The following is a 26,010-nucleotide window of genomic DNA, read 5'->3' as shown; positions in this document are numbered from 1 at the left end:
CTGGAACAGTGAAGCGGAACACCTGGCAGCGCGAAGCCGTCCGCGAGGCGTTGACCTCGACGGAGGGCTTCATCAGCGCGCAGGGGCTCCACCTCAGCCTGCATGAGGCCGGCTCCCCCATCGGCCTGGCCACGGTCTACCGCGCCCTGGCCGACCTGGCCGCCGAGGGCGACGCGGACTCCCTGCAGTCGCCGGAGGGCGAGAGCCTGTACCGCGCCTGCACGACGGGCCACCACCACCACCTGATCTGCCGCAACTGCGGGCTGACGGTCGAGATCGAGGCGGATGCGGTGGAGCAGTGGGCCCGGCAGGCGGCGGCAGCGCACGGATTCACCCAGGCGCAGCACGTCGTCGACGTGTTCGGGCTCTGCGCATCGTGCACGGCGAAGAGCGGCACGCAATAATACATGTAATTGTCTGTCGGTAGAGTGGCCGAGTGCGCATCGGAGTCTATGTCGACGGGTTCAATCTCTACTACGGGGCCCGGAAGCACTGTGGCAGAAGCACGCCGGGATGGCGCTGGCTCGATCTGCGATCGCTGGTGGAGCCGCTCGCGGGATGGAGTGGCTCCCGAATCGATCGCGTGGTCTACTGCACCGCTCGTGTGGATGCGGCAGACAACCCGAGCGGACATGTCGATCAGGCTGCCTACCTGGACGCGCTTCTCGCGCACGGATCCGTCGATGTGATCGCAGAGGGTCGATACGTGTCGTGGGCGAAAGACGAGCCTCTCGTCAACGAGTCGCGCGGCTCTTTCCGCCCCACGGTCTATCGACACTCGGACGAGACCTGGGACGAAAGGCTGCCCTTGCGGATCGCACCCGCCGGCGCTGCTGAGTCGAATCGTGTCATGGCAACGGTGCAGAAGCGCGAGGAGAAAGGGTCGGACGTAAATGTCGCGTCGCACCTCTTGTTCGATGTGCTCACTGCGCGTGTCGACGCCGCGATCGTCGTGACCAACGACTCGGACTTGGAGCTGCCGCTTCGTATGGCACGCCACAGGGTTCCGGTCGGGACAGTCAACCCATCGACGAACCCGACCGCCGGTGCGCTCAAGGGTCGAAGCGACGACGGTGTCGGCAGGCACTGGTGGCGCCGGCTCACTGCGGCGGACTACCTGTCCAGTCAGCTGCCCGAGCAGGTGGGGAGACTTCGCCGGCCTGCAGGATGGTAAAGAAAAGACCCGCCCTCACGTGGAGGAGCGGGTTGGCACTAGCGACTATATCGCACTGCGAAACCTACGACAAACGCGACTCGTCGCGTTCGCGAGGATACGATTCGTCGTATCGGCCCTCCATGCCGTAGCATGGTTGTTTGGCTGAGTGGGCTCCTCCCGCTCAGATCGTGTACGAAACCCTCAACCTCAAACGTCGGGGAAGTCGTGCGCCGACAAGTGACCTTGGGTGGTGCCGTCCGGCACCACGGTATTGGAGAAGAAAGCAATGGCAGCAGTGTGCCAGGTGACGGGAGCCACCCCAGGCTTCGGTCACAACATCTCGCACTCGCACCGACGCACCAAGCGCCGGTTCGACCCGAACATCCAGAAGAAGACGTACTACGTTCCGTCGCTTCGCCGTAACGTCACCCTGACCCTGAGCGCCAAGGGCATCAAGGTCATCGACGCCCGTGGCATCGAGGCAGTGGTCAAGGACCTCCTGGCCCGTGGGGAGAAGATCTAACAATGGCGAAGCAGCAGGACGTCCGTCCGATCATCAAGCTCCGTTCGACGGCAGGCACCGGTTACACCTACGTGACCAAGAAGAACCGTCGCAACGACCCCGACCGCCTCGTGCTCAAGAAGTACGACCCCATCGTGCGCAAGCACGTCGACTTCCGAGAGGAGCGCTAATCATGGCCAAGAAGTCCAAGATCGCCAAGAACGAGCAGCGCAAGGTCGTCGTGGCTCGCTACGCCGCCAAGCGCGCGGAGCTCAAGAAGGCCCTCGTCGACCCGAACGGCACCGACGAGTCCCGCGAGGCCGCCCGCCTCGGCCTGCAGAAGCTCCCCCGCGACGCTTCGCCGATCCGCGTCCGCAACCGCGACGCGGTCGACGGCCGTCCGCGCGGTAACCTCAGCAAGTTCGGCATCTCGCGTGTCCGCTTCCGCGACATGGCGCACCGAGGCGAGCTGCCCGGCATCACCAAGTCGAGCTGGTAAGCCAGCGCGACGACGCTTGAGAGGGCGTCCGGCTCCGGCCGGGCGCCCTTTTGGCGTTCTCATGGTCGGAAAAGGCTGGAAAAGGCCGGAAATCCGCGTGTTTCCGGGGGTTTCTGATACATTCAATGCGGTCAACCGACCAAACGTAATGGCCCAGCGTGGCCTCAACCGTTCCACAAGATAGCTGTAGAACCAGCACAAGGTCCGAGGAGGACACTCAATGGCTGACAACCTGAACAAGACCGAGCTCGTTGCCGCCGTCGCCGCGGCGTCGGGTCAGAGCCAGGCCACCGTCTCGAGCGTCGTCGACGCGTTCTTCGCCACGATCAGCGAGACCGTCGCCAAGGGCGGCAAGGTCACCATCCCGGGCTGGCTCGCCGCCGAGCGCAGCGAGACCGCTGCCCGCACCGGCCGCAACCCGCAGACCGGCGAGGAGATCTCGATCCCGGCCGGCCACCGCGTCAAGCTGACCGCGGGCTCGAAGCTCAAGGCTGCCGTCAAGTAACCTTTCCAGCTTGCCCGAGGGCGGTACCGCACAGCGGTGCCGCCCTCGTCGCGTTATCCACACCCCTCGTCCTCCGGGCGGCCGCCCAGCGGCGGGGACGTAGGCTTGGACGGTGCCACGAATCCTCCGCGTGATCGGCCCCGCCACGCTGCTGCTCGCAGCCGCGGTGGCGATGATCGCCGCCCTCGCGTTCGGCGGCGGCGCAGCCGCGCCGCTGCTCGCCGACCCGGGCGCCCTGGTGCGCTGGGGCCTGCCGGCGGCGACGCTCGTGGTCAACCTCAGCCTGGCCGGAACGGTCGGCGCGCTCGTGCTCGCGTGCTTCGCCTTCAGCCCCGACCGCAGCGAGTACGGCACGGCGCTCGACTTCGCGGCCGGCAGCGCGGCGGTGATGACCGTCGCGTCGGCGGCGACCGGGCTGTTCACCTTCGTCAGCGTCTCCAACGTCCCGTGGTCGTTCGACGCGACCTTCAGCAACGGACTCAGCTCGTTCATCACGAGCGTGTCGCTCGGCCAGGCCTGGCTCGGCATCACGCTGATCGCCGCGGCCGTCACGGTGCTGTGCTTCGCGGTGCGGAACCAGACGGCGATCGTGTTCGTCACCCTGCTCGCGATGGCCACCGTCGTCCCGATGGCGCAGCAGGGGCACAGCGCGGAGGCCGCCGGGCACGATGCCGCGGTCACCTCGTTCGGCCTGCACGTGCTGTTCGCCGCGATCTGGCTCGGCGGCCTGGTCGCGCTGATCGTCGTCAAGAACACGTTCGGCAAGGGGCGGCTCGTGACCGTCCTCGAGCGCTACTCGACCGTCGCGCTGATCTGCTTCATCGTCGTGGCCGCCTCCGGGTACGTGAACGCCGAGCTCCGGGTCGGGACGCTGCAGCAGCTGGCCACGCCGTACGGCATCCTGGTACTGGTCAAGGTGGCCGCGCTCGTCGTGCTCGGGCTGTTCGGGCTCACCCAGCGGCGCTACCTGATCGCCCGCCTCAAGACCACGGGTGAGCCGCGCAGCTTCTGGTGGCTGGTCGTGGCGGAGCTCGCCTTCATGGGCATCGCATCCGGCGTCGCCGCTGCGCTCGCCCGCACCGTGACCCCCGTCGCCCAGACCCGCGCGGCCACACCGACTCCCGCCGAGATCCTGACCGGAGAGAAGCTGCCGCCGGAGCTCACCTGGGGGCGTCTGTTCACCTCGTGGAACTTCGACCTGCTCTGGGTGCTGGGCTGCGCGTTCGCGCTGTTCTTCTACTTCGCCGGGGTGTGGCGCCTGCGCCGCCGCGGCGACAACTGGCCGATCTACCGCACGGTGCTGTGGACACTGGGCATCGTCCTGCTGTTCTACATCACCAACGGCGGGGTCAACGTCTACGAGAAGTACCTCTTCTCGGCCCACATGTCCGCCCACATGGTGCTCACGATGGCGGTTCCGCTGCTGCTCGTGCCGGGAGCGCCGGTGACGCTCGCCGCGCGCGCGATCCGCAAGCGGAACGACGGCTCGCGCGGCGGCAGGGAGTGGATGCTGCTCGCGGTGCACTCGCGGTTCGCAGGCGTGATCTCGAACCCGATCGTCGCCGCCGTCCTCTTCGCCGGGTCGCTTTGGGTCTTCTACTACACGCCGATCTTCCGCTGGGCGACGACCGACCACATCGGCCACGAGTGGATGGTGGTGCACTTCCTCATCACCGGCTACCTCTTCGTGCAGTCGCTGATCGGCATCGATCCGGTCAAGTACCGGCTCCCCTACCCGTTCCGGCTGCTGCTGCTGCTCCTGACCATGGCCTTCCACGCCTTCTTCGGTCTGTCGATCATGCAGATGCACGGCCTCATGCTCGCGGACTGGTTCGGCGCCATGGGCCGCACCTGGGGCGACAGTCCGCTGGTCGACCAGCAGGCCGCAGGCGGCATCGCGTGGAGCATCGGCGAGATCCCGACGGTCATCCTCGCGATCGTGGTCGCCGTCCAGTGGAGCCGGAGCGACGAGCGCGAGACGAAGCGGCGCGACCGCAACGCCGACCGCACGGGGGACGCGGAGCTCCAGGCGTACAACGAGCGGCTCGCCCGCATGGCCGAGCGCGACGGAGCGAGCCGCTGAGGCGGAGCGTCGCTACGGGTCCTGCGCGACGACGATCGACAGCGAGCCGTCCGGGCGGATGACGATGCTGCTCAGGCTCATCGAGAACGGCTCGTCCTCGCTGCGCGTGCTGACCGAGCCGTCGAAGAGCGACTGGACGGTCGCCGTCAGGTGCGCGACCCCGACCGTCCGGGAGGCCGTCCAGCCGCTGTCGCCCGCCGTCAGGTGCACCGCCGGGTACGTCACCATCGACCAGGTCGGGTCGCCCTGCACCCGGTCGTCGATGACCGCCCCGAACGGGCAGCCGGCGGGCTGAAGCACCCGCTGCTTGGCGCACTCGTCGAGGAACCCGTTGACCTCCTTCTGCACGGCCTTCGTGAAGGCGGCCGTCGGCTGGGCGTCCACGGTCGTCTCGGTGATCTCGCCGGGCGACGGCTCGGTCAGAACACGGCCGGCGGTCACGTACCGGGAGTCGTGCCCCAGCTCGACCGGGGCGAGCGGGAGCACGAGGTAGTCGGCCGAGACGCTGAAGGCACCGGCCGGCTGGTCGGGCGAGGCTGCGCGCGGACTGACGGTGTGAGAGCCGACGGTGAAGTTCGTCGCGTGCGCCACGGTGATGCGGGAGACCCCGAGCGGTGTGGAGGCGAACGACCACAGCGGAAGCACTCCGAGCACGGAGCCTGTCTGCCGCACGTGCAGGGTCGCGGTCACCGGTGCGCCGTCGGCGGTCGCGTGCACCACCACCGCGTGCACGCCGTCGCGGCCGGGTGTGTCGGAGACGACCGACACATCCTGGAGCGTCGGCAGGAGGTCGGAACGCAGCAGCTCGCGGGAGGCACCCGTAGGCAGCTTGGCGGCGGCGAGGGTGGTCTTCGTCGGCGCGGCGCCGGGCATCGCCAGGGCAGAGGTCACATCGTGCGCGGCGACGGACCGGGCGAACGCCTCCACGAACCCGCTCGGGCTGTAGTACGCCCGTTGGACGGCGGCGAAGGTGCCGCCGAACGCGATCAGCAGCAGCACGCCCAGGCCGGACCAGAGCAGCACGACGCGCCGGAGCGCCCGCGTGTCCCCCACAACCATGAGCCAATCCTAGGTTGCTGTGGATGAGCGCCGGCCCCCGCGCGCCCCGGGTTAGAGTAGTCCGGCAGGTCGGGTGAGTCGGAAGGGGCGGTCATGGGCCGGCTTTCTCTCTCGCCTGAGCAGCAGGCGGTGTTCGACCTCATAGAGCACACGCGCGAGCACGTCTTCGTCACCGGGCGCGCGGGCACCGGCAAGTCGACGCTGCTCAACCACCTGTCGTGGAACACCGAGAAGTCGCTCGTCATCGCGGCCCCCACGGGCGTGGCCGCTCTGAACGTCGGCGGCCAGACCATCCACTCGCTGTTCCGGCTGCCGATCGGCGTGATCGCCGACCACGCCATCGATCAGAGCGCCGAGCTCCGCAAGCTGCTCAACAGCATCGACACGCTCGTGATCGACGAGGTCTCGATGGTCAACGCAGACCTGATGGATGCGATCGACCGGAGTCTCCGCCAGGCCAGGCAGCGCGCGGGCGAACCGTTCGGCGGCGTCCAGGTCGTGCTGTTCGGCGACCCGTACCAGCTGGCGCCGGTGCCGGGCGACAGCGAGGAGCGCGCCTACTTCGCCGACACCTACCGGTCGATGTGGTTCTTCGACGCGAAGGTTTGGCAGGAGGTCGACCTCCGCATCGTCGAGCTGCTCCAGGTGCACCGCCAGCACGAGTCCGACTTCCGCTTCATGCTCAACGCCGTCCGGCACGGCCAGGTGACGAAGGAGATCGCCGACCGTCTGAACGAGGTCGGCGCCCGCCCCGCCCCGGACGACGGCACGATCACGCTCGCCACGCGCAACGACACCGTGAACCGCATCAACGCGCAGGCGCTCGGCCGCCTCCCGGGCCGCGCCCTCACCGCGAAGGCCGAGGTGAGCGGCGACTTCGGCGGTCGCAACTACCCGGCGGACGAGGCGCTCGAGCTGAAGGTCGGCGCGCAGGTCATGTTCCTGCGCAACGACGTGGGCCAGGGTGACGGTCCGCGCTGGGTCAACGGCACCATCGGCACCGTGACCAAGATCGACTCCAACGTCTACGTTGACGTCGACGGCGAAGTGCACGAGGTGGAGCCGGCGATCTGGGAGAAGTTCCGCTACACCTGGTCACCGGAGACCAAGAAGCTGACGAAGGACGTCGTGGCCGAGTTCACGCAGTTCCCGCTGCGGCTGGCGTGGGCTGTCACGATCCACAAGTCGCAGGGCAAGACCTACGACGCCGCCATCGTCGACCTCGGCTCGCGGGCGTTCACCTCGGGGCAGACGTACGTGGCGCTCAGCCGCATCACGACGCTCGACGGGCTCTACCTGACGAGGCCGCTGCGACCCAGCGACATCACCGTCGATCCCCATGTCGAGCGCTTCATGCGGGACGCCCGGCCGGTGACCATGCCGGTGTCGGGCGCTGCGGCGCGGTAGGTGCGCGGTGAGACCGGAACGGGAGAGGGGACGGACGTGGCGGTGACCTTCGTGCTGGACTTCAGCGACGGGCAGCGGGTCGAGACGAGCGGGAACGGCGTCATCGGCCGCAGTCCCGGCGTGCACACGCCGGGCACGGAGATGGAGGACCCGGCGCACGTGGAGCTCGTCACCGTGGAGGACGACGCGAAGTCGGTCTCCCGGGCGCACCTGGCCTTCGGGCAGTACGACGGCATCTTCTGGGTGATGGACCTGGGCTCGGCGAACGGCACGACGATCACCTATCCGGGCGACGGAACGTTCGCGTGCGATCCCAACACGCGGCACGAGGTGGACCCCGGCTCGGTGGTGCGCTTCGGCAACGTCTCGTTCGCGCTCACCCGGCGCTGAGTCGCTGGGCGCGCTCGGCCCGCTCCGCGCGAGCCGGCCTCAGTGGTGGTGCTGCACTGTCACGGCGGCGATGCCGGCGTCGGTGAGCCCGAGCGCCGGGATGGTGACGGCGCACACCGCGCAGGCGCTGATCGCCAGGGAGAGGAAGAAGCGGAGGCCGCTCTGGTCGCGCGCCGCGCGCCCGCGGCGGAGCAGGACGGCGGAGGTGGCCGCGACGGCGACATCCAGCAGCGAGGCGACGCCCATCGGCACGAGGGGAAGGGCGATCGCCGTGCCGCCCGACGCCGTCGCCCCGGCGACCGCGAGCGCAGCCCACAGCCCGACCGGGAGGAGCGCGAGCGCCGGCACGGCCCGGAACACGAAGGGCCGGTCACGGGCGAGCGTCGCCGCCGCCCAGCCGAGTTCGGCGACCGCGATCGTGAGGAACGCGGCGAGCAGCGCGGGGGGTGCGCTGGGGGCGAGGGCCGCATGCAGCAGCCCCGCCCCCAGCGCGGCCACGGCGAGGAACGCGCGCGCCGCCGGGCCCACCGCGACGGCCGTGGCGACCGAGGCGGCGGGGGCGGCCCGCAGTGTTCCCGTCATCCTGCTCATGGGAGCCGTGGCCTGCCTAGCGGGCGGTCGCGGCCGTGGTGGCGCGCGTGCCGCGGTCAGCGCCGAGTCCCGTGCCCAGCAGGACGATGGCGCTCACCAGGTGCAGGAAGTGGTCGGGCGTGTTCAGCGCGAGGATGTTCGCACCCGTGCCGACCAGGAAGAAGCCGACGATACCCAGCAGCAGGTAGACCGCGCCGATCGTGGTGTTGACGGCCTTCGCCGCGGCGACCCGGGTCAGACCGGCGATCAGCAGGGCGGCGCCGATGAGGAGGTGGGCGATGTTGTGCAGCGGGTTCACCTCGAAGATGCCGAGCAGCAGTCCGCCCTTGGTGGCGACGAAGCCGACACCACCGGTGACGGCGAAGCCGAGGAGGCCGACCAGGAGGTAGACCGCACCGAAGATGGTGGCCAGCAGACGATTCGGTGAGTTGCGCATGACACGTTCCTTCCGTAGGGACGGCGCACGGATGCGCGCCTCACATTCCATTCGCAGCATCGCCCGAATCGGATTGCGGACACAGCCCCTTGCGCCGGAGCCCGGATTCTGCCCCACGTATAATCGCTGGACACGCAGGGCCGACCCCCGGGGGATTCAACGATGCGACGTCAGAGCAGGTTCGGGCGGTTCGCGCTCGCCGCGACCGCCGGGCTGGCGTTGCTCGCCCTCGCCGGGTGCACGGCCGCGGCGGGCAGCACCGACCTGCCGTCGCAGCAGCCGGGCGGCCTGGGATCCGACGTCGAGAAGCGCCTGACCGCCGCAGTGACGGACGCGATGACCTTGGCCGACGCCTCCGCCGGCGTGGCGGGGGTGTGGGCGCCATGGACGGGCAGCTGGACGACGGCCGTCGGCACCACCACGCGCGGCGGCTCGACCCCGGTGACCGAGGACATGACCTTCCGGATCGGCCAGAACACCACCCCGATGACGTGCACGGTCCTCCTCCGCCTGGTCGACGAGGGGCGGGTCGGCCTGGACGACCCGCTCACCAAATGGGTGCCCGGGCTCGTCGGCGTCGAGGGCGTCACCCTGCGCGAGCTGTGCCAGGACACCTCCGGCATCGCCGACTACTCCGCAGCGCTGTCGGGCAAGTTCCTGATGAATCCGACCCGGCAGTGGCCGCCCCTGGAGCTGGCGAGCGACGGCATCGCCATGCAGAGCTACGGGAAGCCGGGCGAGAAGTACGGCCGCTCGGCCACGAACGCCGTGCTCGTCGGGATGGCGCTGCAGAACGCCACCAACCGCAGCTGGCCCGAGCTGTACAAGCAGTACCTCTTCGACGAGCTGGGGATGAAGGCGACGACGCTGCCGGAGAGCTCGCAGTTCACCGTCCCGGGGAAGCATCCGGCGGGATACGCGGCCGGGGTCGACGGCGCGGGCGCCGTCGAGTGCGAGCCGATACGGGACGTGAGCCGCCTCTCCCCGTCGCAAGGGTGGACCTCGGGCGGGGTCGTCTCCGACCTGGCCGACCTGAAGACCTTCGGGCAGGCGCTCGCCGCGGGCAGCCTCCTGAGCGACAAGAGCGAGAAGGCCCAGGTGGATGGGGTGGTCAACGGTCAGTCGTGGCAGCGCTACGGGCTCGGCGTGCAGCTGCTCGGTCCGCTGCGCGGGAGCAGTGGGGCCGTCCCGGGCTACCTGTCCGCCGTGTTCTCGGATCCCTCGTCCGGTCTGACCGTCGTCGTGGCGCTCAACAACTCCACGCCGGGCGCGGGGTTCGCTCAGGCGCTGGCGCAGCGTCTGGCCTCCATCGCGTCCAAACTGCCCGCGGATCAGAAGGGCGCGAAGGTGGTCGCCGCGCTTCCGTGGTCGGAGCAGCAGACCGTCGAGGCGATGACCAAGGCGGCGCCGTGCCCCGCCAAGAAGGCCGCCGGCTGAGCGGAGACCGGCTGGACCCTAGGCGCCGGCGAGAGCGGCGAGCTCGGCCCGCACGGGGAACGCGTCGTCGTCGAGCACCAGCTGCAGTGCCGCACCGGTCGCACGATTGACGATCACCGGCGCGAGCAGGTTGACCGTGCTCCCGCCCTGCGACGGAGTGACGACGACCAGCAGGAGGGCCTCCGAGGCCTCGTGGATGCCGAGCTCGGCCGCGCGCTCGTCGGGCAGTTCGGGCGAGTAGCCGGGCAGGTGGCGCTCCGCGTCGATCGTGAACAGGCGGATCTCGGGACGCTCGGTCGAGGCGAGCGTGTAGAGCCCGTCCGCGCCGGACACAGGCTCCAGCTCGAAGGCGTCGAGGGGCTCGAGCCCGGGAGGCGGTGCGAGAAAGGAGATCGCGGTCATCGGAGGAAGTCCATCAGGGTCGGCTGGAGCACACGGGCGGTCACCGCGATGGCGGTCTGGTAGTTCACGTCCTGGGTCTTGAGGTCGAGGATCACCTTGCTCAGGTCGACGTCCTCCAGCGAGGAGCGCTGACCCTCGAGGGCGTTGGCGCCGACGGCGAGCGCGTCCTTCGCCTTGTCGATGCGGGTCTGGCGGCCGCCGATCTCCGCGTGCTCTCCCACGATGGCCTTCATCCTGTCGTCGATCTCCCCCAGGCGAGGACGGACGTTCACGCCGGTCCGGAGGTCGTTCACGGTGTTGTCGATCAGCGAGAACACCGACGATGCGCCCGTTCCGAAGACCGCGGCGCCGTCGGCATCCACCCGCACCGTGGTGTCGGGGCCGATCCTGCGCTCCACTGTACTTCCCGCCACTCCCGTGAAGGAGTAGTCGGGCTGGAACGCGACGCCCGCGTCCGAGTTGCCGGCGAAGACCGTGCGTCCGAGGTACGTGGTGTTGGCGAGTGCCAGCAGGCTCTTCTTGATGCCGTCGAGCTCCGTCGCGATCGACTCCTTCGCCTCGGGCGACATGGCGCCGTCGTTCGCGCCCTGGACGGTGAGGTCCCGGGCGCGGTGCATGAGCGACTCGACGGAGGACAGTGCGGAGTCCGCCGTGTTCAGCCAGGCGTCCCCGTTGTCCACGTTGCGCTGGTACTGCGCCGTCGCGGCCTGGTCGGAGCGCACGCCGAGGGCGCTGGCGGTGGCGGTGGGGTCGTCCGACGGCTTGTTGAGCAGGCGCCGGCTGGTCGCCTGGTCGTACAGCGCCGCCTGGCGCTGGAGGCTCAGCTGCAGGTTGCGCTGGGCGTTGAGGGTCTGGGTGGCGTTGGTCACTCGGCTGATCACGGTCATCTCCCGACGAGTCCGGTGTGGTTGATGAGCACGTCGAGGGCCTCGTCCACGGCGGTCATCACGCGCGCGGCTCCCTGGTAGGCATGCTGGAACGAGAGCATGTTCATGTTCTCCTCGTCGAGGTCGACGGATGCGCCGGACAGCTGGGCGTTCGTGGCGGCGCCGGTGGCGAGGTCCGCGAGGTCGGACTGCTGCTTCTCGGTCTTGCTGGCGACGCCGACGCGGACCACGAAGGCCGACCACTGCTTGTCCACTGCGTTCGCTCCGGTGCCGAGCTGGCCGATCGCGTCGGCGATGCTGCCGTCGGAGCCGCCGGCCCCCGGAGCCCCGGTGGCGACCTGGGAGACTCCGGTCGGCACGACGGAGAGTCCGAGAGCCGCGGGCTTGCTCGCGTCGATGGCGAAGAAATCGAGCCCGGTCGTGCCGGTGGGCGTCACGCCGGTCTGGTGCACGGCGTTGACCCGCTGCGCGAGCGTGACGGCGAACGCGTTGTAGCTCGCGGCGGCCTCGGCGAGCACGCCGCCGGTCCCCGAGGCGTCGGCGGGTGCGAGGGTGGAGACCGCGCCCGCGATGGAGCCGCCCTCGAGCGCGATCGCGGCGCCGGGACGGTAGGCCCACTCCAGCCGCGCCGGGTCGGCGCCGGCATCGGCCATGCGGGTCGCGCCGGCGGCCTTGACCGCATTGGCGGTGGTGCCCGCGACGAGCGCATTGCCGCCGACCAGCACATCCACCGTGCCGTCGTCGTTCGGCCGCACCACTCCCCCGGCCAGCTTGGCGATGGAGGTGGTGAGCAGGTCGCGGCGGTCCATCAGTTCGTTGGGCGATTGGCCCGACATGAGAGCCGAGCGGATGCGCCCGTTCAGGTCGGCCACCTCGGTCGCGGCCGAATTGAGGTCGGCGGCCATGCCGTCCATCGACGTCCGCACCGAGCTCCACTGGTCGTCGACGGCGCGGTACCCGGTCTGCAGTTGCGTCACCAGGCTGCCCGCCTGGCCGAGCAGCACGCCGACCGGCGCCTGCTCCCCCGCCTGGTTGGCGACATCGCCCCAGGCGGACCAGAACTTCTGCAGCTGCGTGGACAGGCCGTTGGTCCCCGGTTCGTTCAGCGACGCCTCCAGCGTGGAGAGCGCGTCGGCACGGGTGTTGGTGTACCCGGAGAGCGCCGTGGTGCTCCGGACCCGGGCGTCGATCGCTGCGTCGTCGAGCCGCTGGATGCCGTCCACGCTGACGCCCTGACCCGGGCGGACGCCGCCGGAGAACAGGCCGGCCGAGTTGAGGGCCGGCACTCCGGAGGTGCTGACGCGCTGCCGCGTGTAGCCCGGCGTGTTCGCGTTGACGAGGTTCTGGCCGACGACATCGAGCCCCGCCTTGGCGGCGACGAGCCCGGTGTACGCGGTGTTCAGGCCGCTGAAGGTGCTCATCCGGTCAGGCCTCCGTGTCGAAGAAGCGGGCCGTGTCGCCGGTGCTCCCCGCTCCGCCCGCTCCGTACACGCCGGGGTCCTCGCCCGCGCCGGAGAGCGAGCTCAGCGTCTCCTGCGTGGAGCGCGCCGCCTCGCGGAGCAGCCGCTCGTTGGTGTCGCGCACCTCGGCGATCTGCGCGGTCAGCTCGGTCATGGCGGCGAGGTGCGAACCGAAGATGTCGGACCAGATGCCGTCGGGCGCGGCCGTCGCGAGCTCGCGCAGGGTCGCGTCCTGACCGAGCCCCCACTCCTCGGCCACGGCGGAGACCTCGACGGTGCGGGCGAGGCCCACGGCGCGCATCCGCTCGACGACCTGCTCGACCTCACGGGTGGCGTGGGAGATCCACCGCGACTTGCCGGCGATGAGGAGCAGCTGCTCCTCCTCGAGCTTGAACAGCAGGAGTTCCAGGAGCTCGCGCTCCTTCCACAACTGCGCGGAGAGCTCGCTCGCGGCCATGTCGCTACCAACTTCCTCGTGAGTCGATGTGCGCACCTGGTCTCCTCGGGTCTGATGCCGGGATCCTGTGCCGGCGTACCAGACCATCGGCACGCTTTCGCCCGATGTTAGGCGCGGGTGCGCGTCCGAGCGAGGCGCGACGTACCTCTTCTCGGCGGCATGCCAGTATTCCCCGTACTGGGGGTACGGGTTGACCCGTAATGGGGGCATCGGGAGGGCAACCTGAGTGGATTCGCATTGTTACCGTGAACAACGTAAGGCCCCTAGCACCGCGATCGGCACCCGAAGTAAGCCCGGTCGCGAACCGCACCGCCCGAGTACCAGCGATGGCTCGCCCGATCGAGACATCGCGACGTATCCGTCCGATGAATGAGGGGTCGCCCAGCGTGAACCGCACAGAACGCAACGCGCTTGTCGTCGAGAACCTGCCGCTGGTCGGCTACCTGGTGTCCGACCTCTGCTCCCGCGCCACCCACCTGTCGCGCGACGACCTCGCCTCGGCCGGCGCCGTCGCGCTGGTGACGGCGGCCGATGCCTTCGACCCGACTCTCGGCGTCCCGTTCGGCGCCTACGCCCGCACCCGCATCGTCGGCGCGCTCGCCGACGAGCTGCGTGCCTCGGACTGGGCGACGCGGTCCGCCCGCAAGCGCATCAAGGAGACGCTGGCGGTTCAGGAGAGCCTGACCGCCGCCCTGGGGCGCGGCCCGAGCGTCGACGAGATCGCCAACGCGCTCGGCGTCGACCGCGCGACGGCCGAGGCCGGCCTCGCCGACGCCTCCCGCACCGTGACGGCGCTCGACGAGACCATCGAGCCGCTGCTGGTCTCCGAGACGGTCGGTCCGGAGGACTCCCTGCTGGCGAGCGAGCAGACGGCCTACGTCCGCGCCGCCGTCGCCGCGCTGCCCGACCGGATGCGCTCCATCGTCGAGGCGATCTACTTCGACGACCGCACGGTCACCGAGATCGCGGAGGAGCTCGGGATCACGCACTCGGCGGTCTCGCAGCAGCGGTCGGAGGCGATCCGCCTCATGCGCGAAGGCATGGCCACGCACTACGCCGACGAAGGAGACCCGGTGGTCATCGAGGCGAAGACCTCGCAGGCCCGCCGCAGCGCCTACCTGGCACGCCTGGCGCAGCACGCCGTCGCGGGCGTCTCGCTCCTCTCCCCCACCTCGCCCAGCTCAGCGCGGGCGTCCTGAACCTCGTCCCTAACGGGACGGGAACCCCAGCCGATAGAGGCTGATGCGGACCACGGAAGGGCCGCGGACCACCACCCAGTCATGGAGGAAACATCATGGGTATGCAGATCAACACCAACATCGCGGCGAACAACGCCTACCGCAACCTGAACAACACGCAGGGCGACCTCTCGAAGTCGCTCGAGAAGCTGTCCAGCGGCCTCCGCATCAACCGTGCGGCGGACGACGCGGCCGGTCTCGCCATCTCGGAGGGCCTGAAGTCGCAGGTCGGCGGTCTGACCGTCGCCGCCCGCAACGCTCAGGACGGCATCAGCGTCGTGCAGACCGCTGAAGGCTCGCTGACCGAGGTCCACTCCATCCTGCAGCGCATGCGCGACCTCGCGGTGCAGGGCGGCAACGACTCGAACAACGCGACCTCGCGCGCGGCGATCAAGACGGAGGCCGACGAGCTGGGCAAGGAGCTCGACCGCATCACCAACGGCACGAACTTCAACGGGATCGACCTCCTCAAGGGCGGCTCGCTGAACTTCCAGGTGGGCGCGGGCTCGACCGCCAACGACACCATCGCGGTCAACCTGGCCGACGTGGCGACCTCGGTCGGCACGCTGGCCGGCGCAGCCGGCGCCGCCGGCTTCGACGTCACCAGCAACGCCACGGCGAACACGACGATCACCGCGATCGACACCGCGATCACCGCGATCTCGACCGCCCGCTCGGAGCTCGGTGCTTCGCAGAACCGCTTCGAGTCGGCCGTTCGCAGCCTCAACGTGTCGAAGGAGAACCTGTCGGCCGCGTCCAGCCGGATCACCGACACCGACATGGCGGAGGAGATGGTGAAGTACACCCGCTCCAACATCCTGTCGCAGGCCGGCACCGCGATGCTCGCTCAGGCCAACCAGTCCAACCAGGGCGTCCTGCAGCTGCTCCGCTGATCAGGCCCGGCGGCCGGGGCGTCGTTCTGACGCTCCGGCCGCCGAACCATCCGAACCACCGACGTAGGAGGGAGAGACCCGCATGGGCATGGCGGTCGACGGCCTCATCAGCGGCCTGAACACGACGCAGCTGATCAACAGCCTGATGCAGGCCGAGGCGATTCCGCAGACGCTGCTCAAGAACAAGCTCTCCGACTCCACGGCCTACATCACGGCCATGCAGGCTCTGAACACCAAGGTCGCGGCCCTCGCGACTTCGGCGGGCGCGCTCGCGAAGCCGACGGGCGTCGACCTCCACACGGCCTCCACCACCTCGACCGCGGTCACGGCGACAGCGGGCACCGGAGCAGTGGACGGCACCATCGACTTCACCGTGGACCGACTGGCCCAGGCCCAGGTCATGGTCACCGGCCCGCTCACCCAGTGGCCGGACCAGCCGCCGACGCTCACCTTCGTCGCGGCCGACGGCACCACCAAGCAGGTCACAGCGGCGAGCGGCTCGCTCGCGGACGTCGCCGCGGCGATCAACCAGGCCGGTGTCGGTGTCAGCGCCACCCGCGTCGCCGCGGGCCTCGATCCGTCGACGGGCCAGCCGCTGTACCGGTTGCAGCTCAGTTCGACGAAGACCGGCTCGGCCGGCGCGTTCACCGCCTACCGCGGCACCGCGGCGGACGTGGCGGCGGGCACCGCGACGAACCTGCTCTCCGATCCGGGCGCCGCTCAGGTGCGCGCCGCTCAGGACGCGCAGCTGACGCTGTGGGCCGGAAGCGGTGCCGCGCAGACGGTCACCAGCTCCACCAACACGTTCTCGGATGTGCTCCCCGGGGTCTCGGTCACCGTCACCGCGGCGTCGTCCACTCCGGTCACGCTCACGGTCGCACGCGACGACAAGGGGCTCACGGCCGCGGCGAACTCGCTCGTCACCTCCGTCAACGACATCCTGTCGCTCATCTCCCAGAAGCAGGCGGTCAGCACCTCCACCGACTCGGCCGGGGGCACCGTCGTCACCGGCGGCCCGTTCACCGGCGACTCGACGGCCCGCGACGTCAACCAGAAACTGGTGGATGCGATCAGCGCCCCGGTCAACGGCGTCTCCCCCTCCACGTACGGCATCAGCATCCAGCGCGACGGCACGGTCACGTTCGACCAGAACGTCTTCGCGACGGCGATGGCAGCCGACCCGGACGCCGTGAAGGGCGCGCTCACCACGATCGCCCAGCGTGTCGCCGACGCCTCGACTGCTGCGAGCGACACCTACACCGGCTCGGTCTCCCTCCGCATCAAGGGCGAGCAGTCGACCGTGAAGGACCTCAACGACCAGATCACCGACTGGGACACGCGCCTGGCCGACCGTCGGTCCACGCTCGAGAAGACCTACGCGAACCTCGAAGTCCAGCTGCAGCAGCTGCAATCCCAGTCGTCCTGGCTGACCGGCCAGCTGTCGTCCCTCCCCACTGCGAGCGCCTGATGAATGCACTGACCTCCGCCGCCGCCAAGCTCTCCGCGTACAACCGCGACAGCGTGCTCTCGGCCAGCCCTGCGCGACTGCTCACGATGCTGTACGACCGCCTGCTGCTCGACCTCACCCGCGGCGAGACCGCGCTCGAGGCGTCGCAGTGGCCCACCGCGTGGGAGAACCTGCGGCACGCCGACCAGATCGTCGCGGAGCTCGCCGGCACCCTCCGGGTCGACCTGTGGGACGGCGCGGAGGGCCTTCTGCAGCTGTACGGCTACCTCGCCGACCTGATCGTGGGCGGGATGATCGAGCGCGACGTGACCAAGGTGCGCGAGGCGATCGCGCTCGCGGAGCCGCTGCGCCAGACCTGGCACGAGGCGGCGGCGCTGCTGCCGTCCGCCACCAGCGCCACCGGGATGACGAGTGACCTCGGCGTCGCCTGAGCCGTCGCGCTCCGACCTCGCCGGCTGGTCGGAGGCGCTCGACCGGATGGAGCGGGAGCTGCACGGAGCGCTCGCCCAGGCCGACCCTGTCCCCTGGCGTCCGCCGATCGGTCTCGGGCCCATCCCGGCGGAGCTGCAGGAGCGCGCGGCGCGCCTGATCGAGGCGCAGCTGCACACGATGCGCTACCTGGAGGACGTACGGCAGACGACCGCGCGCCACCTCGCGGCGGTGCGCTCTGTACCCCGGCAGGAGGCCGGGCCGCATCCGGTGTACTTCGACCTGATCGGCTGACTCCCCCGCAGGTTGTCCACTTGTGGATAACTCTGTGCACAACGCGTGGAGTACTCCCGCGATCGTGTGGAGGACACGCGCGGGATGTGTGGACTCTCAGATTCTCAGGCAATAGAAAAGCAGCTTGACCGGCCGTTTTAATCTCGGTCGCGCGCATTCGAACCTGTCTTCGAAAACACACTGGTGTAATTCACAACGGGGTACAGACTGTGGATGACGGTGTGGGCAATCGGATCCCGAACAGGTTCTCAGCGAAGTCCCTAACGGCCGGGGGAGAGGTGCCGATAGCTCAGATCGAGCACGGATCGCTCACCGATTTGGCCACGGATGGGCCGCCCCACCACCCTGGAGTGCAGCTGTGCTCGAATCCGTGACCAGCGCCGCCCTCGCGAGTGCCCTCGACGGCCTCGCCGCGCGGCAACGCGCCATCGCGAACAACATCGCCAACGTCAACACCCCCGGCTACACGGCCGAGCGGGTGTCGTTCGAGTCCGCGCTCGCCGCGTCCGTCGCCGAGCACGACGGGCACGCTGCGGCGACGACCCAGCGCTCGCTCGAGCCGACGCGCCTCGACGGGAACAACGTCAACCTCGACACCGAGACCCTCTCGAACGTGGACACCGTGCTGCGCTTCCAGTTCGCCTCCCAGGCGGCCGGCAACCAGTTCTCCGCCATCCGCGCCGCCCTGAAGACCATCTGACGCCGGACCCAGAGGAGCACTTCGCATGACTTTCGACGCCATCGGGATCGCCGGCACCGGCCTGACCCTGCACCGCCACTGGCTGGACGCCATCTCGGACAACCTCGCCAACATCAACACCGCGAAGCCGACGAACGGCTCCGCCTTCCAGGCCCGCTACGTCGTCGCCCAGGAGGGCGAAGGCGTCTCCGGCGTCTACGTGGCGGGCGCCGCCTACGGCAGCGCCGAGGGCCGCATGGTCTACGAGCCGACCAACCCCGTCGCCGACGCGGACGGCTACGTCCGCTACCCGGACATCGACCTGTCCGAGCAGATGGGATCGCTGATCATGGCGCAGCGCGGCTACCAGGCCAACGCGGCGGTCGTCGACCGCGCGAAGGAGACATACCAGGCCGCGCTCCAGATCGGGAGGAACTGATGCCCATCCCCGCCATCGGCGCACTCTCCGGCATCGGTGCGAGCACCGGCGTCCAGCCGGCCTCCACGACGCAGCCCACCGGGGGAGCGGCCTTCGGGAACGCCCTCACCGGGGCGATCGACAACCTGCAGCAGCTGCAGGGCACGAGCGACAAGCTCGCCATCCAGGCCGTCACCGGCAACCTCGACGACATCCATGACGCCACCCTGGCCTCGACGCGCGCCCAGGTGACGCTAGAGCTCGTCGCCGGTGTGCGGAACAAGGCCGTCGACGCGTTCAACGAGATCATGCGGATGCAGGCCTGATGCCCCAGCAGGTGACCAGCTTCTTCCGGCGGCTCGGCGACTCGATCCGCGGCTTCAGCGTGGCCCAGCGGGTCATCGCCATCATCGGTGTCGCCGTCGTGGCCCTCGGCGTGACCGGGATCGCGATGTGGGCGTCCCAGCCGTCGTACACGCCGCTGTTCTCCGGCGTCGCCGCCTCGGACGCCTCCGCGATCGTCGACCAGCTGCGCACCGACGGGGTGCCGTACCAGCTGACCGACGGCGGTGCGACCATCCTGGTGCCCCAGGAGAAGGTCTACGACGAGCGGCTGAAGGCGGCGTCGGCGGGGCTGCCCGCATCCACCACGGGCGGGTACTCGCTGCTCGACAAGATGGGCGTCACGTCGTCCGAGTTCCAGCAGAACGTGACCTACAAGCGGGCGATGGAGGGCGAGCTCGGCAACACCATCGCGGCGATGAAGGGCGTCAAAGCGGCCTCCGTGCGGCTCGCCATCCCGCAGGAGACGGTGTTCGCCTCGGAGAAGAAGGACCCGACCGCGTCCGTCTTCGTCGAGACGCAGAGCGGGGTGACGCTGACGGCAGACCAGGTGCAGGCCATCGTGCATCTCACCAGCGCGGCTGTCTCCGGCATGAAGCCGACCGACGTCGCGGTGGTCGACGCCGACGGGACCGTGCTGAGCACGGTCGGCGGCGGCGCGACCGGGGGAGCGGACAAGCAGGCGAGCGACTACGAGACGCGCGTGAAGTCCGCGGTGCAGCAGATGCTCGACAAGGTCGTCGGCCCGGGCAACGCGACGGTCGCCGTGGCGGCCGATGTCAGCACCGAGAGCGCCCAGCGCACGGAGGAGTCCTTCACCGCACCGACGAACGCGCCGTCGCTGAGCGAGACCACCCAGAAGGAGACCTACACGGGCTCCGGCAGCGGCGGGAACGCGGGCGTGCTCGGACCGGACAACATCGCCGTGCCGAACGGCACCAACGGCAACGGCACGTTCAACTCCGAGTCGAGCACGAAGGACAACGCGGTCGACAAGGTCACCGAGCAGCGCACGATCCCTGCCGGTGCCATCAACCGGCAGACCGTGTCCGTCGCGCTCAACTCCGATGCTGTCGGCGGTGTCAGCGCGAACGAGATTCGCAACCTGGTGAACGCGGCCGCCGGCATCGACGTGAAGCGCGGCGACTCGGTGAGCGTCGAGATGGTGCCGTTCAGCAAGGCCGGGGCGACCGAGGCCGCGAAGGCGCTGCAGGAGGCGAAGGACGCCGCCGCAGCGGACCAGCTCACCAGCATCATCCGCACCTCGCTGATCGCCGGGGCCATCGTGGCGGCGGCGATCATCGCCTTCGCGCTGTTCCGCCGCGGCCGCAAGCGCGCAGCGGAGCTCGCCGCACTGGAGAAGGACACGGGTTCGCTCGAGTTCGAGGCCGGCTCGTTCCCGATCGCGCTCGAGCAGACGGCGCCGACCGTCCCGATGCAGCTGGACCCGGTCCCCGACCCGACGCCGGACCCGGCCGAGCTGGAGGCCGACCGCCGGCGCGCCGAGATCGAGGCGCTCGCCGAGCGCGACCCGCAGCGGACGGCCGAGTTCCTGCGCAGCCTGATGGATGACAAGGCCGGCGTATGAACGCGGCACTGACCGGGGCGCAGAAGGTCGCCGTCGTCCTGATGAACATGGACCAGCAGCGCGCCGCCCAGGTGATGAAGCAGTTCTCCGACGAGGAGGCCGACGAGATCACCGCCGAGATCCTGCGGCTGCGCCGGGTGGACCCGGGTGTGGCGGAGACGGCGCTCAACGAGTTCCACGAACTCGCCACCCACGGCACGGTGACCACCCGCGGCGGACGCGACATCGCGGTCGGACTGCTGGAGGCGTCCTTCGGCGCCGAGCGCGCGACCGGCGTGCTCAACCGGGTCGCGTCGAACCTCGCAGGCAAGCAGTTCGAGTTCCTGGACGCGGTGGAGCCCGCGCAGGTGCAGATGCTGCTCGCGGGCGAGTTGCCGCAGACCAGCGCCCTCGTGCTGGCGCACCTGCGCGCCGACCACGCGTCCCGCATCCTCGCTGGCCTGGACGACGGAGCGCGCACCGAGGTCGCCCACGCGATCGCCACCATGGGCTCGCCGAGCCCGGACGCGGTGCGGGTCGTCGCCGAGACGCTCAAGCAGCGCGCCGGCGCGGTCGTCTCGTCGCGGACCGCCTCCGACGCGGTCGGGGGAGTCCAGCCGCTCGTCGACATCATCAACCGCGCCGACGCCGCCACCGAGAAGGCCCTGCTGGAGGCGCTGGAGCAGCGCGACCCGCAGCTGGCCGAGGAGGTGCGCTCGCGGATGCTGACCTTCGACGACATCGTGCGCCTGGAGGCGCGGGACGTGCAGCAGGTGCTGCGCGGACTCGACGCCGCGGTGCTGGCCGTCGCGATGAAGGGTGCGACGGCCGCGGTCGTCGAGGTCATCACGTCGAACCTGTCGGAGCGCAACCGCGAGGTGCTGGAGGACGAGGTCCGCATCCTCGGCCCGGTGCGCCTCTCTCAGGTCGAGGACGCGCGCGCCGAGATCGTGCGCGCCATCCGCGACCTGGAGGCGACCGGGGCGATCACCGTGCAGCGAAGCGACGAGGACACCTATGTCGAGTGACGCCGCCGCGCTCTTCGAGCCGCTGACCGTCCCGGTGATCGCCGAGACGGAGCACGAGCGCGCGGCGATGACGTCCGCTCGCTCGCGCGGATACGCGGCCGGCTTCGCGGAGGGGATGCGGGCGGCTGCCGCCGAGCAGGCGCGCTGGCTCGCCGAGGCGGAGGACGGCAGGGCGGCGGAGAGTGCGGAGGCCGCCGACCGGTTCGCCGTGCTCGCGGCCGCGCTGAGGACTGCGGCCGTCGAGCTGCGCGAGGCGACCGTGCCGGTGCTGGCCGAGGCCGAGGCGGCGCTGACCGCTGCGGCGTTCGAGCTCGCCACCGCCGTCGTCGGTGTGGCGCTCGACGACAGGCTCGCCGCCGCGCGCGCCGCCGTCGCGCGCGTGCTGGCGGCGGCCGCGCCGGGACCGGTGCCGGTGGTCCGCCTGCACCCGGACGATGTCTCGGCGCTGCAGGGCTCCGGCTTCGCCGCCGATGGTGTGCAGCTGGTCGCCGATCCGGCGCTCCACCGCGGCGATGCCGTCGGGGAGCTGCCGAACGGGTGGCTGGACGCGCGCATCCACTCGGCGCTGCGGCGCGCGAAGGAGGCGCTGTCGTGAACGCCGTGCTGACCCGCTGGCGAACCGCTGTGGACGCCGCCGCCGTCGAACGCGTCGGCCGCGTGACGGCGGTGCTCGGCCTGAGCGCGGAGCTGGAGGGGGTTCCTGCGGCCATCGGCGATGTCGTCGTCATCGGATCGGACCCGGGTGTGCACGCCGAGGTCGTCTCCACCACGGCCGACCGCGTCCGGGTCATGCCCTACGGGCCGCTCACCGGTGTCGCCGCCGGGGCCCCGGCGCGCGCGGTCAGCGCTCCACTGCTGGTGCCGACCGGGCGCGGGATGCTGGGGCGTGTCATCGACGCCCTCGGCCGGCCGGTCGACGGCCGCGGACCGATCGAGCCCGACGGCTTCGTGCCGCTCGGCAACCGCGCGCCGGACGCCATGCGCCGCGCGCGCATCCTGCAGCCCCTCGGCCTGGGCGTGCGGGTGCTCGACACCATGGTCACCACCGGTCGCGGTCAGCGGCTCGGCCTGTTCGCGGGATCCGGCGTCGGCAAGTCGTCGCTGCTGTCGATGATCGCGCGTGGGACGGACGCCCAGGTGTCCGTGATCGCCCTGGTGGGGGAGCGCGGCCGCGAGGTGCGCGAGTTCCTGGAGGACGACCTCGGCACGGCGGGCCTCGCCCGCTCCGTCGTGGTGGTCGCGACCTCGGACGAGCCGGCCGTCATGCGCATGCGGGCCGCCTTCGCTGCGACGCGGATCGCCGAGGCATTCCGCGACGAGGGCGCCGACGTGGTCCTGATGATGGACTCGCTCACCCGCGTCGCCATGGCCCAGCGCGAGATCGGCCTCTCGGCCGGTGAGCCGCCGGCGACGCGCGGCTACCCGCCGTCGACGTTCTCCCTCCTCGCCCAGCTGCTCGAACGCGCGGGCACGGGAGAGACCGGGTCCATCACGGGGCTGTACACCGTGCTCGTGGACGGCGACGACCACAACGAGCCGATCGCCGACGCCGCACGCTCCATCCTCGACGGGCACGTGGTGCTCGACCGGCGGCTGGCCGTGGTCGGCCACTTCCCGTCCGTCGACGTGCTCGGCTCCGTGTCCCGGCTCGCGTCGCGGGTGACCACGCCGCAGCAGCGCGCCGCCGCGGTGGCGTTGCGCAGCATCCTCGCCGCGAAGGTCGGCGCGCAGGACCTGCTCGACGTCGGCGCGTACAAGCCGGGGACGAACCCGAAGGTGGATGCCGCGGTCACCCACGCCGACGCCATCGACGCGTTCCTGCGGCAGGCGATCGACGAGCCGGCGCCGCCGGCCGAATCGTGGGCGCGGCTCGACGCGCTCACCGGGATGCTGGGAGGCGCATGATGGCACGGGCATTCGCACTCGCCGGTCTGCTGCGGTTGCGGCAGATCGAGAAGGAGCACGCGGCGAGCGACCTGGCCGCCGCCAACGCGCTGCGGCGCGATGCCGGTGAGCGGCAGGCGCGGGCCATCGCGGCGCTGCACGCGGTCCCGGCCGAGGCGACCGACGCGGGCACGCTGTTCGCGATGGCCGCGGCACGCGCGTCCAGCCGCAGCATGCTCGCCGACCTGACCGCGCTCGCCGCCGAGGCGGAGGCGGAGGCCGCGGCCGCACGCGAGGCGTTCACGGAGGCGAAGAAGCGCGCGGTCGGGCTGGAGAAGCTCGAGACGCGTCACCGCGAGCAGCTGGTCGCGGGAGACCTGAGTGCCGAGCAGGCGGCCATCGACGAGATCGCGACCGGCGCCTGGCAGCGCGCCAGGGAAGGGGGAGAGGCATGACCGTGACGGATGCGATCGGGCGCATCGCGCAGATCCAGGCGACGCTGGTGCAGCTCGACAGCGTCGGGAAGACGGCGGCCACCGGCTCGGCCTCGGGGACCTCGGCGTCCTCCGGGACCTCGGCGACGGACTTCGCGTCCGCCCTCTCCGGAGCGCTCGGCGCCACCCAGGGCACCCCGACCGGCGCGGTGACAGGCGCCGACGTGGTGGCGGACGCGAAGAAGTACCTCGGCGTCCCCTACGTCTTCGGCGGCACCAGCGCCTCCGGCCTGGACTGCTCCGGGCTCGTGCAGCGCGTGTTCAAGGATCTCGGCATCGACGTCCCGCGCCTGGTCTCCGGCCAGTCGACGGTCGGCACCGAGGTGCCCTCGCTCGCCCAGGCCCAGCCCGGCGACCTGATCGTCACCAACGGCGGCGAGCACATCGTGATCTACGCGGGCGACGGGAAGGTCATCCACGCCCCGAGCGAGGGACGCAACGTGAGCTTGGTGGACAACTGGATGAAGGACTCCGACATCGTGACCATCCGCCGGGTGGTGCCGCAGGCGGCGCCCGTGGCGAGCGGTGCCTCTGCGCTGTCGGGCTCGACCGCGCAGGCAGACTTGCTGCGTTCGCTGTTCGCGTCGATGACGAGCGGAGGCTCGCTGTGAGCCCGGCGACTGTGACGGCCGCCCCGCCCGCCGCGGCCGCGAGGCCTGCCGCGCCGCCGGGGGCGAAGGGGTCCGGCGACGCGTTCGACGGATTCCTCAAGGGCGCGGTGGATGCGTCCCCGCGCGGATCGAAGATCGGCGGGCGACCCGACGCTCCCGGTCGCCCGGCGGAGGCGAAGACCGAAGCGGACGATACCGCGAAGCCCGCCGGCGCCTCGACCGACGATGCGCAGGCGACGGCGCCGGTCCCCCCGGCCCAGACGGACCAGGTGACGGCGGCACCGTCTGCGGCACCGGTGCTCGCGACGGCCGCGGCAACCGTGCCTGCTGTGGCCACCGTGGCCACCGTGCCGGTGGACGGCCAGGCGGCAACGGCGGCCGCTGCCGCCGACGGGACGCAGGCTGTCACGCCCGCCACCGTCAGCGGGACCGCGGCTGTCGCCTCCGCGGCCGTCGCATCCACGGCCGCCGGCGCGCTTCCGGGCGCTTCGTCGCGACAGGCCGCAGGCCCAGCGTCCGCCGCTCCCGCCGGGACCGCCGCGCAGGTCCCGGCGCAGGGGATGACGGCGTCCTCGGATCCGACGCTCCCGACGCGCACGGACACCCCGCCCGCCGCCTCCGTCACGGCGGCTCCGGCCGCGACCCCCGCCGACGCCGGCCCGACGACGCCATCGACGCCCGCGGCCGCCACGACGCAGGGCGCGGCCGGAGCCGGCAGCCGCGGCGTGCAGCCGCCGTCTCCCGCGGCCCCTCCGTCGGATGCGGTCGCGGTCTCCACCCCCACGGTTCCGGCGGCCACCGCCCCGCTCGCGGAGGCCGCGGCCGTCGCGAAGCCCAAGACGGCGGCGGTCGAGGCTCCCGCACCGCCACCCGCCGCAGCGCCGGCCCCTGCACCCGTCGCCGTCGACCGCACCGCCCCGGCGGCGCCCGCCGCGGCGCCGGCGCCGGCGGCATCCACCCCGCAGCCGCTCGCCACCCAGCTCGCGCGACCGGTCTTCACCCTCGCCGCCGCGGGCGCGGGCGAGCACGTCATGACCGTGCACGTCCGGCCCGACAACCTCGGCCCGGTCACCGTGCGGGCGCACGTCGGGGGCGAGGGCGTCCGCGTGGAGCTGTTCGCGCCGACCGACCTCGGCCGCGACGCGCTGCGGGCGATCCTGCCCGACCTGCGCCGCGACCTCACCGGCGCCGGGCTCACCGGCACTCTCGACCTGTCCTCCCAGAACCAGCCGACGGCCCAGCAGGACGCCCGGGACGGTGGCAGGCAGGACCCCGCACCGCACGGGACCGAGCCTCGACCGACCGTCGCCGCCGCAGCATCCACCCGCTCCACCCCCTCCGCACCCGCGGACGGGTCATCCCACAGCATCGACCTGATCGTCTAGAAGGGAGCC

General features: G+C 70.9%; 32 protein-coding genes. 25 read left to right on the top strand and 7 right to left on the bottom strand.

The features are described from left to right. Window positions 1–8: 8 nt before the first annotated feature. The 7 genes from HNO83_RS08560 (at window position 9) to HNO83_RS08530 (ending at window position 4,745) form a co-directional block, all read left to right on the top strand. Complete coding sequence (locus tag HNO83_RS08560; protein ID WP_175337112.1) at window positions 9–404, top strand: Fur family transcriptional regulator; 396 nt, start codon at window positions 9–11, stop codon at window positions 402–404. Between the two features lie 32 nt (window positions 405–436). Beyond that, window positions 437–1,174, top strand: a complete 738-nt coding sequence (locus HNO83_RS08555) for a PIN domain-containing protein (RefSeq protein ID WP_175337111.1) — start codon at window positions 437–439, stop codon at window positions 1,172–1,174. 268 nt (window positions 1,175–1,442) lie between these two features. Next, window positions 1,443–1,679: a 50S ribosomal protein L28 gene (gene rpmB / locus HNO83_RS08550; RefSeq protein ID WP_115695840.1), complete on the top strand. Its 237-nt coding sequence runs from the start codon at window positions 1,443–1,445 to the stop codon at window positions 1,677–1,679. Between the two features lie 2 nt (window positions 1,680–1,681). Further along, window positions 1,682–1,849, top strand: coding sequence for a 50S ribosomal protein L33 (gene rpmG, locus HNO83_RS08545; RefSeq protein WP_175337110.1), 168 nt, complete (start codon window positions 1,682–1,684; stop codon window positions 1,847–1,849). Between the two features lie 2 nt (window positions 1,850–1,851). Then, window positions 1,852–2,157, top strand: coding sequence for a 30S ribosomal protein S14 (gene rpsN / locus HNO83_RS08540; RefSeq protein ID WP_175337109.1), 306 nt, complete (start codon window positions 1,852–1,854; stop codon window positions 2,155–2,157). Between the two features lie 220 nt (window positions 2,158–2,377). Then, window positions 2,378–2,662 (top strand): HU family DNA-binding protein, encoded by a 285-nt coding sequence (locus HNO83_RS08535; protein ID WP_115695842.1) that lies wholly within the window; start codon window positions 2,378–2,380, stop codon window positions 2,660–2,662. A gap of 172 nt (window positions 2,663–2,834) precedes the next feature. After that, window positions 2,835–4,745, top strand: a complete 1,911-nt coding sequence (locus HNO83_RS08530) for a bifunctional copper resistance protein CopD/cytochrome c oxidase assembly protein (RefSeq protein WP_217498865.1) — start codon at window positions 2,835–2,837, stop codon at window positions 4,743–4,745. Window positions 4,746–4,757: 12 nt separating this feature from the next. Here the strand turns inward: HNO83_RS08530 and HNO83_RS08525 are convergent, their stop codons facing one another. Further along, a complete protein-coding gene (locus HNO83_RS08525; protein WP_175337107.1) occupies window positions 4,758–5,804 on the bottom strand; it encodes a hypothetical protein in 1,047 nt (348 codons plus the stop codon). Window positions 5,805–5,897: 93 nt separating this feature from the next. On the opposite strand from HNO83_RS08525, the gene HNO83_RS08520 reads away from it, so the two are divergent. Beyond that, the gene (locus HNO83_RS08520; RefSeq protein ID WP_175337106.1) at window positions 5,898–7,211 is read left to right on the top strand and encodes an ATP-dependent DNA helicase; all 1,314 of its coding nucleotides are present in this window, start codon (window positions 5,898–5,900) and stop codon (window positions 7,209–7,211) included. Between the two features lie 36 nt (window positions 7,212–7,247). After that, a complete protein-coding gene (locus tag HNO83_RS08515) occupies window positions 7,248–7,601 on the top strand; it encodes an FHA domain-containing protein (RefSeq protein WP_175337105.1) in 354 nt (117 codons plus the stop codon). Between the two features lie 39 nt (window positions 7,602–7,640). Here HNO83_RS08515 and HNO83_RS08510 read toward each other — a convergent pair whose 3' ends face one another. Further along, on the bottom strand, window positions 7,641–8,183 hold the full coding sequence (locus tag HNO83_RS08510) for a hypothetical protein (RefSeq protein ID WP_175337104.1): 543 nt from the start codon (window positions 8,181–8,183) through the stop codon (window positions 7,641–7,643). A gap of 25 nt (window positions 8,184–8,208) precedes the next feature. Further along, window positions 8,209–8,628: a DUF4383 domain-containing protein gene (locus HNO83_RS08505; RefSeq protein ID WP_175337103.1), complete on the bottom strand. Its 420-nt coding sequence runs from the start codon at window positions 8,626–8,628 to the stop codon at window positions 8,209–8,211. Between the two features lie 162 nt (window positions 8,629–8,790). Between HNO83_RS08505 and HNO83_RS08500 the strand changes: the two genes are divergently transcribed. After that, entirely contained in the window at window positions 8,791–10,065 is a 1,275-nt protein-coding gene (locus tag HNO83_RS08500; protein ID WP_175337102.1) for a serine hydrolase domain-containing protein, read from the top strand. A gap of 18 nt (window positions 10,066–10,083) precedes the next feature. Here HNO83_RS08500 and HNO83_RS08495 read toward each other — a convergent pair whose 3' ends face one another. Genes HNO83_RS08495 through flgN form a run of 4 tightly spaced genes read right to left on the bottom strand, consistent with a single transcriptional unit; the run spans window position 10,084 to window position 13,271 of the window. Beyond that, a complete protein-coding gene (locus HNO83_RS08495) occupies window positions 10,084–10,467 on the bottom strand; it encodes a flagellar assembly protein FliW (RefSeq protein WP_175337101.1) in 384 nt (127 codons plus the stop codon). Further along, a complete protein-coding gene (flgL, locus tag HNO83_RS08490) occupies window positions 10,464–11,354 on the bottom strand; it encodes a flagellar hook-associated protein FlgL (protein ID WP_217498852.1) in 891 nt (296 codons plus the stop codon). The genes HNO83_RS08495 and flgL overlap by 4 nt, the downstream gene beginning before the upstream one ends. Then, window positions 11,351–12,775 (bottom strand): flagellar hook-associated protein FlgK, encoded by a 1,425-nt coding sequence (flgK, locus tag HNO83_RS08485; RefSeq protein WP_175337100.1) that lies wholly within the window; start codon window positions 12,773–12,775, stop codon window positions 11,351–11,353. Before flgK ends, flgL begins: the two co-directional genes overlap by 4 nt. 4 nt (window positions 12,776–12,779) lie before the next feature. Continuing rightward, window positions 12,780–13,271 (bottom strand): flagellar export chaperone FlgN, encoded by a 492-nt coding sequence (flgN, locus tag HNO83_RS08480; protein ID WP_175337099.1) that lies wholly within the window; start codon window positions 13,269–13,271, stop codon window positions 12,780–12,782. A gap of 386 nt (window positions 13,272–13,657) precedes the next feature. Here flgN and HNO83_RS08475 point away from each other — a divergent pair, with 386 nt between their 5' ends. The 15 genes from HNO83_RS08475 (at window position 13,658) to HNO83_RS20750 (ending at window position 26,001) form a co-directional block, all read left to right on the top strand. Beyond that, on the top strand, window positions 13,658–14,470 hold the full coding sequence (locus HNO83_RS08475) for a sigma-70 family RNA polymerase sigma factor (RefSeq protein ID WP_175337098.1): 813 nt from the start codon (window positions 13,658–13,660) through the stop codon (window positions 14,468–14,470). Between the two features lie 95 nt (window positions 14,471–14,565). Next, window positions 14,566–15,402, top strand: coding sequence for a flagellin N-terminal helical domain-containing protein (locus tag HNO83_RS08470; protein WP_217498850.1), 837 nt, complete (start codon window positions 14,566–14,568; stop codon window positions 15,400–15,402). Between the two features lie 82 nt (window positions 15,403–15,484). Further along, window positions 15,485–16,870, top strand: a complete 1,386-nt coding sequence (gene fliD, locus HNO83_RS08465; protein WP_175337097.1) for a flagellar filament capping protein FliD — start codon at window positions 15,485–15,487, stop codon at window positions 16,868–16,870. Then, complete coding sequence (locus tag HNO83_RS08460) at window positions 16,870–17,301, top strand: flagellar export chaperone FliS (protein ID WP_175337096.1); 432 nt, start codon at window positions 16,870–16,872, stop codon at window positions 17,299–17,301. The genes fliD and HNO83_RS08460 overlap by 1 nt, the downstream gene beginning before the upstream one ends. Continuing rightward, the gene (locus tag HNO83_RS08455) at window positions 17,282–17,593 is read left to right on the top strand and encodes a hypothetical protein (protein ID WP_249776606.1); all 312 of its coding nucleotides are present in this window, start codon (window positions 17,282–17,284) and stop codon (window positions 17,591–17,593) included. The genes HNO83_RS08460 and HNO83_RS08455 overlap by 20 nt, the downstream gene beginning before the upstream one ends. 358 nt (window positions 17,594–17,951) lie before the next feature. Next, the gene (gene flgB, locus HNO83_RS08450) at window positions 17,952–18,293 is read left to right on the top strand and encodes a flagellar basal body rod protein FlgB (protein WP_175337095.1); all 342 of its coding nucleotides are present in this window, start codon (window positions 17,952–17,954) and stop codon (window positions 18,291–18,293) included. 25 nt (window positions 18,294–18,318) lie between these two features. Continuing rightward, a complete protein-coding gene (locus HNO83_RS08445; RefSeq protein ID WP_175337094.1) occupies window positions 18,319–18,711 on the top strand; it encodes a flagellar basal body rod protein FlgC in 393 nt (130 codons plus the stop codon). Further along, window positions 18,711–19,016, top strand: a complete 306-nt coding sequence (gene fliE / locus HNO83_RS08440) for a flagellar hook-basal body complex protein FliE (protein ID WP_175337093.1) — start codon at window positions 18,711–18,713, stop codon at window positions 19,014–19,016. The genes HNO83_RS08445 and fliE overlap by 1 nt, the downstream gene beginning before the upstream one ends. Next, complete coding sequence (gene fliF / locus HNO83_RS08435; protein ID WP_175337092.1) at window positions 19,016–20,620, top strand: flagellar basal-body MS-ring/collar protein FliF; 1,605 nt, start codon at window positions 19,016–19,018, stop codon at window positions 20,618–20,620. Before fliE ends, fliF begins: the two co-directional genes overlap by 1 nt. Continuing rightward, a complete protein-coding gene (gene fliG, locus HNO83_RS08430) occupies window positions 20,617–21,627 on the top strand; it encodes a flagellar motor switch protein FliG (protein ID WP_175337091.1) in 1,011 nt (336 codons plus the stop codon). Before fliF ends, fliG begins: the two co-directional genes overlap by 4 nt. Continuing rightward, window positions 21,617–22,222 carry a FliH/SctL family protein gene (locus HNO83_RS08425; RefSeq protein WP_175337090.1) on the top strand — a complete coding sequence of 202 codons (606 nt, stop codon included), beginning with the start codon at window positions 21,617–21,619 and terminating at the stop codon, window positions 22,220–22,222. Before fliG ends, HNO83_RS08425 begins: the two co-directional genes overlap by 11 nt. Next, window positions 22,219–23,532 (top strand): FliI/YscN family ATPase, encoded by a 1,314-nt coding sequence (locus HNO83_RS08420; RefSeq protein WP_175337089.1) that lies wholly within the window; start codon window positions 22,219–22,221, stop codon window positions 23,530–23,532. Before HNO83_RS08425 ends, HNO83_RS08420 begins: the two co-directional genes overlap by 4 nt. Next, a complete protein-coding gene (locus HNO83_RS08415) occupies window positions 23,529–23,966 on the top strand; it encodes a hypothetical protein (RefSeq protein WP_249776605.1) in 438 nt (145 codons plus the stop codon). The genes HNO83_RS08420 and HNO83_RS08415 overlap by 4 nt, the downstream gene beginning before the upstream one ends. After that, window positions 23,963–24,616, top strand: coding sequence for a C40 family peptidase (locus HNO83_RS08410; RefSeq protein WP_175337088.1), 654 nt, complete (start codon window positions 23,963–23,965; stop codon window positions 24,614–24,616). The genes HNO83_RS08415 and HNO83_RS08410 overlap by 4 nt, the downstream gene beginning before the upstream one ends. Next, window positions 24,613–26,001 carry a flagellar hook-length control protein FliK gene (locus HNO83_RS20750; protein ID WP_175337087.1) on the top strand — a complete coding sequence of 463 codons (1,389 nt, stop codon included), beginning with the start codon at window positions 24,613–24,615 and terminating at the stop codon, window positions 25,999–26,001. Before HNO83_RS08410 ends, HNO83_RS20750 begins: the two co-directional genes overlap by 4 nt. The last annotated feature ends 9 nt before the right edge of the window (window positions 26,002–26,010 follow it).

The organism is Leifsonia sp. C5G2 (genome assembly GCF_013359685.1).
In the GTDB taxonomy this organism is placed as follows: Bacteria; Actinomycetota; Actinomycetes; order Actinomycetales; family Microbacteriaceae; genus Leifsonia.
The sequence above is the reverse complement of the archived record's forward strand: the minus strand, read 5'-3'. Positions and strand labels throughout refer to the sequence as shown.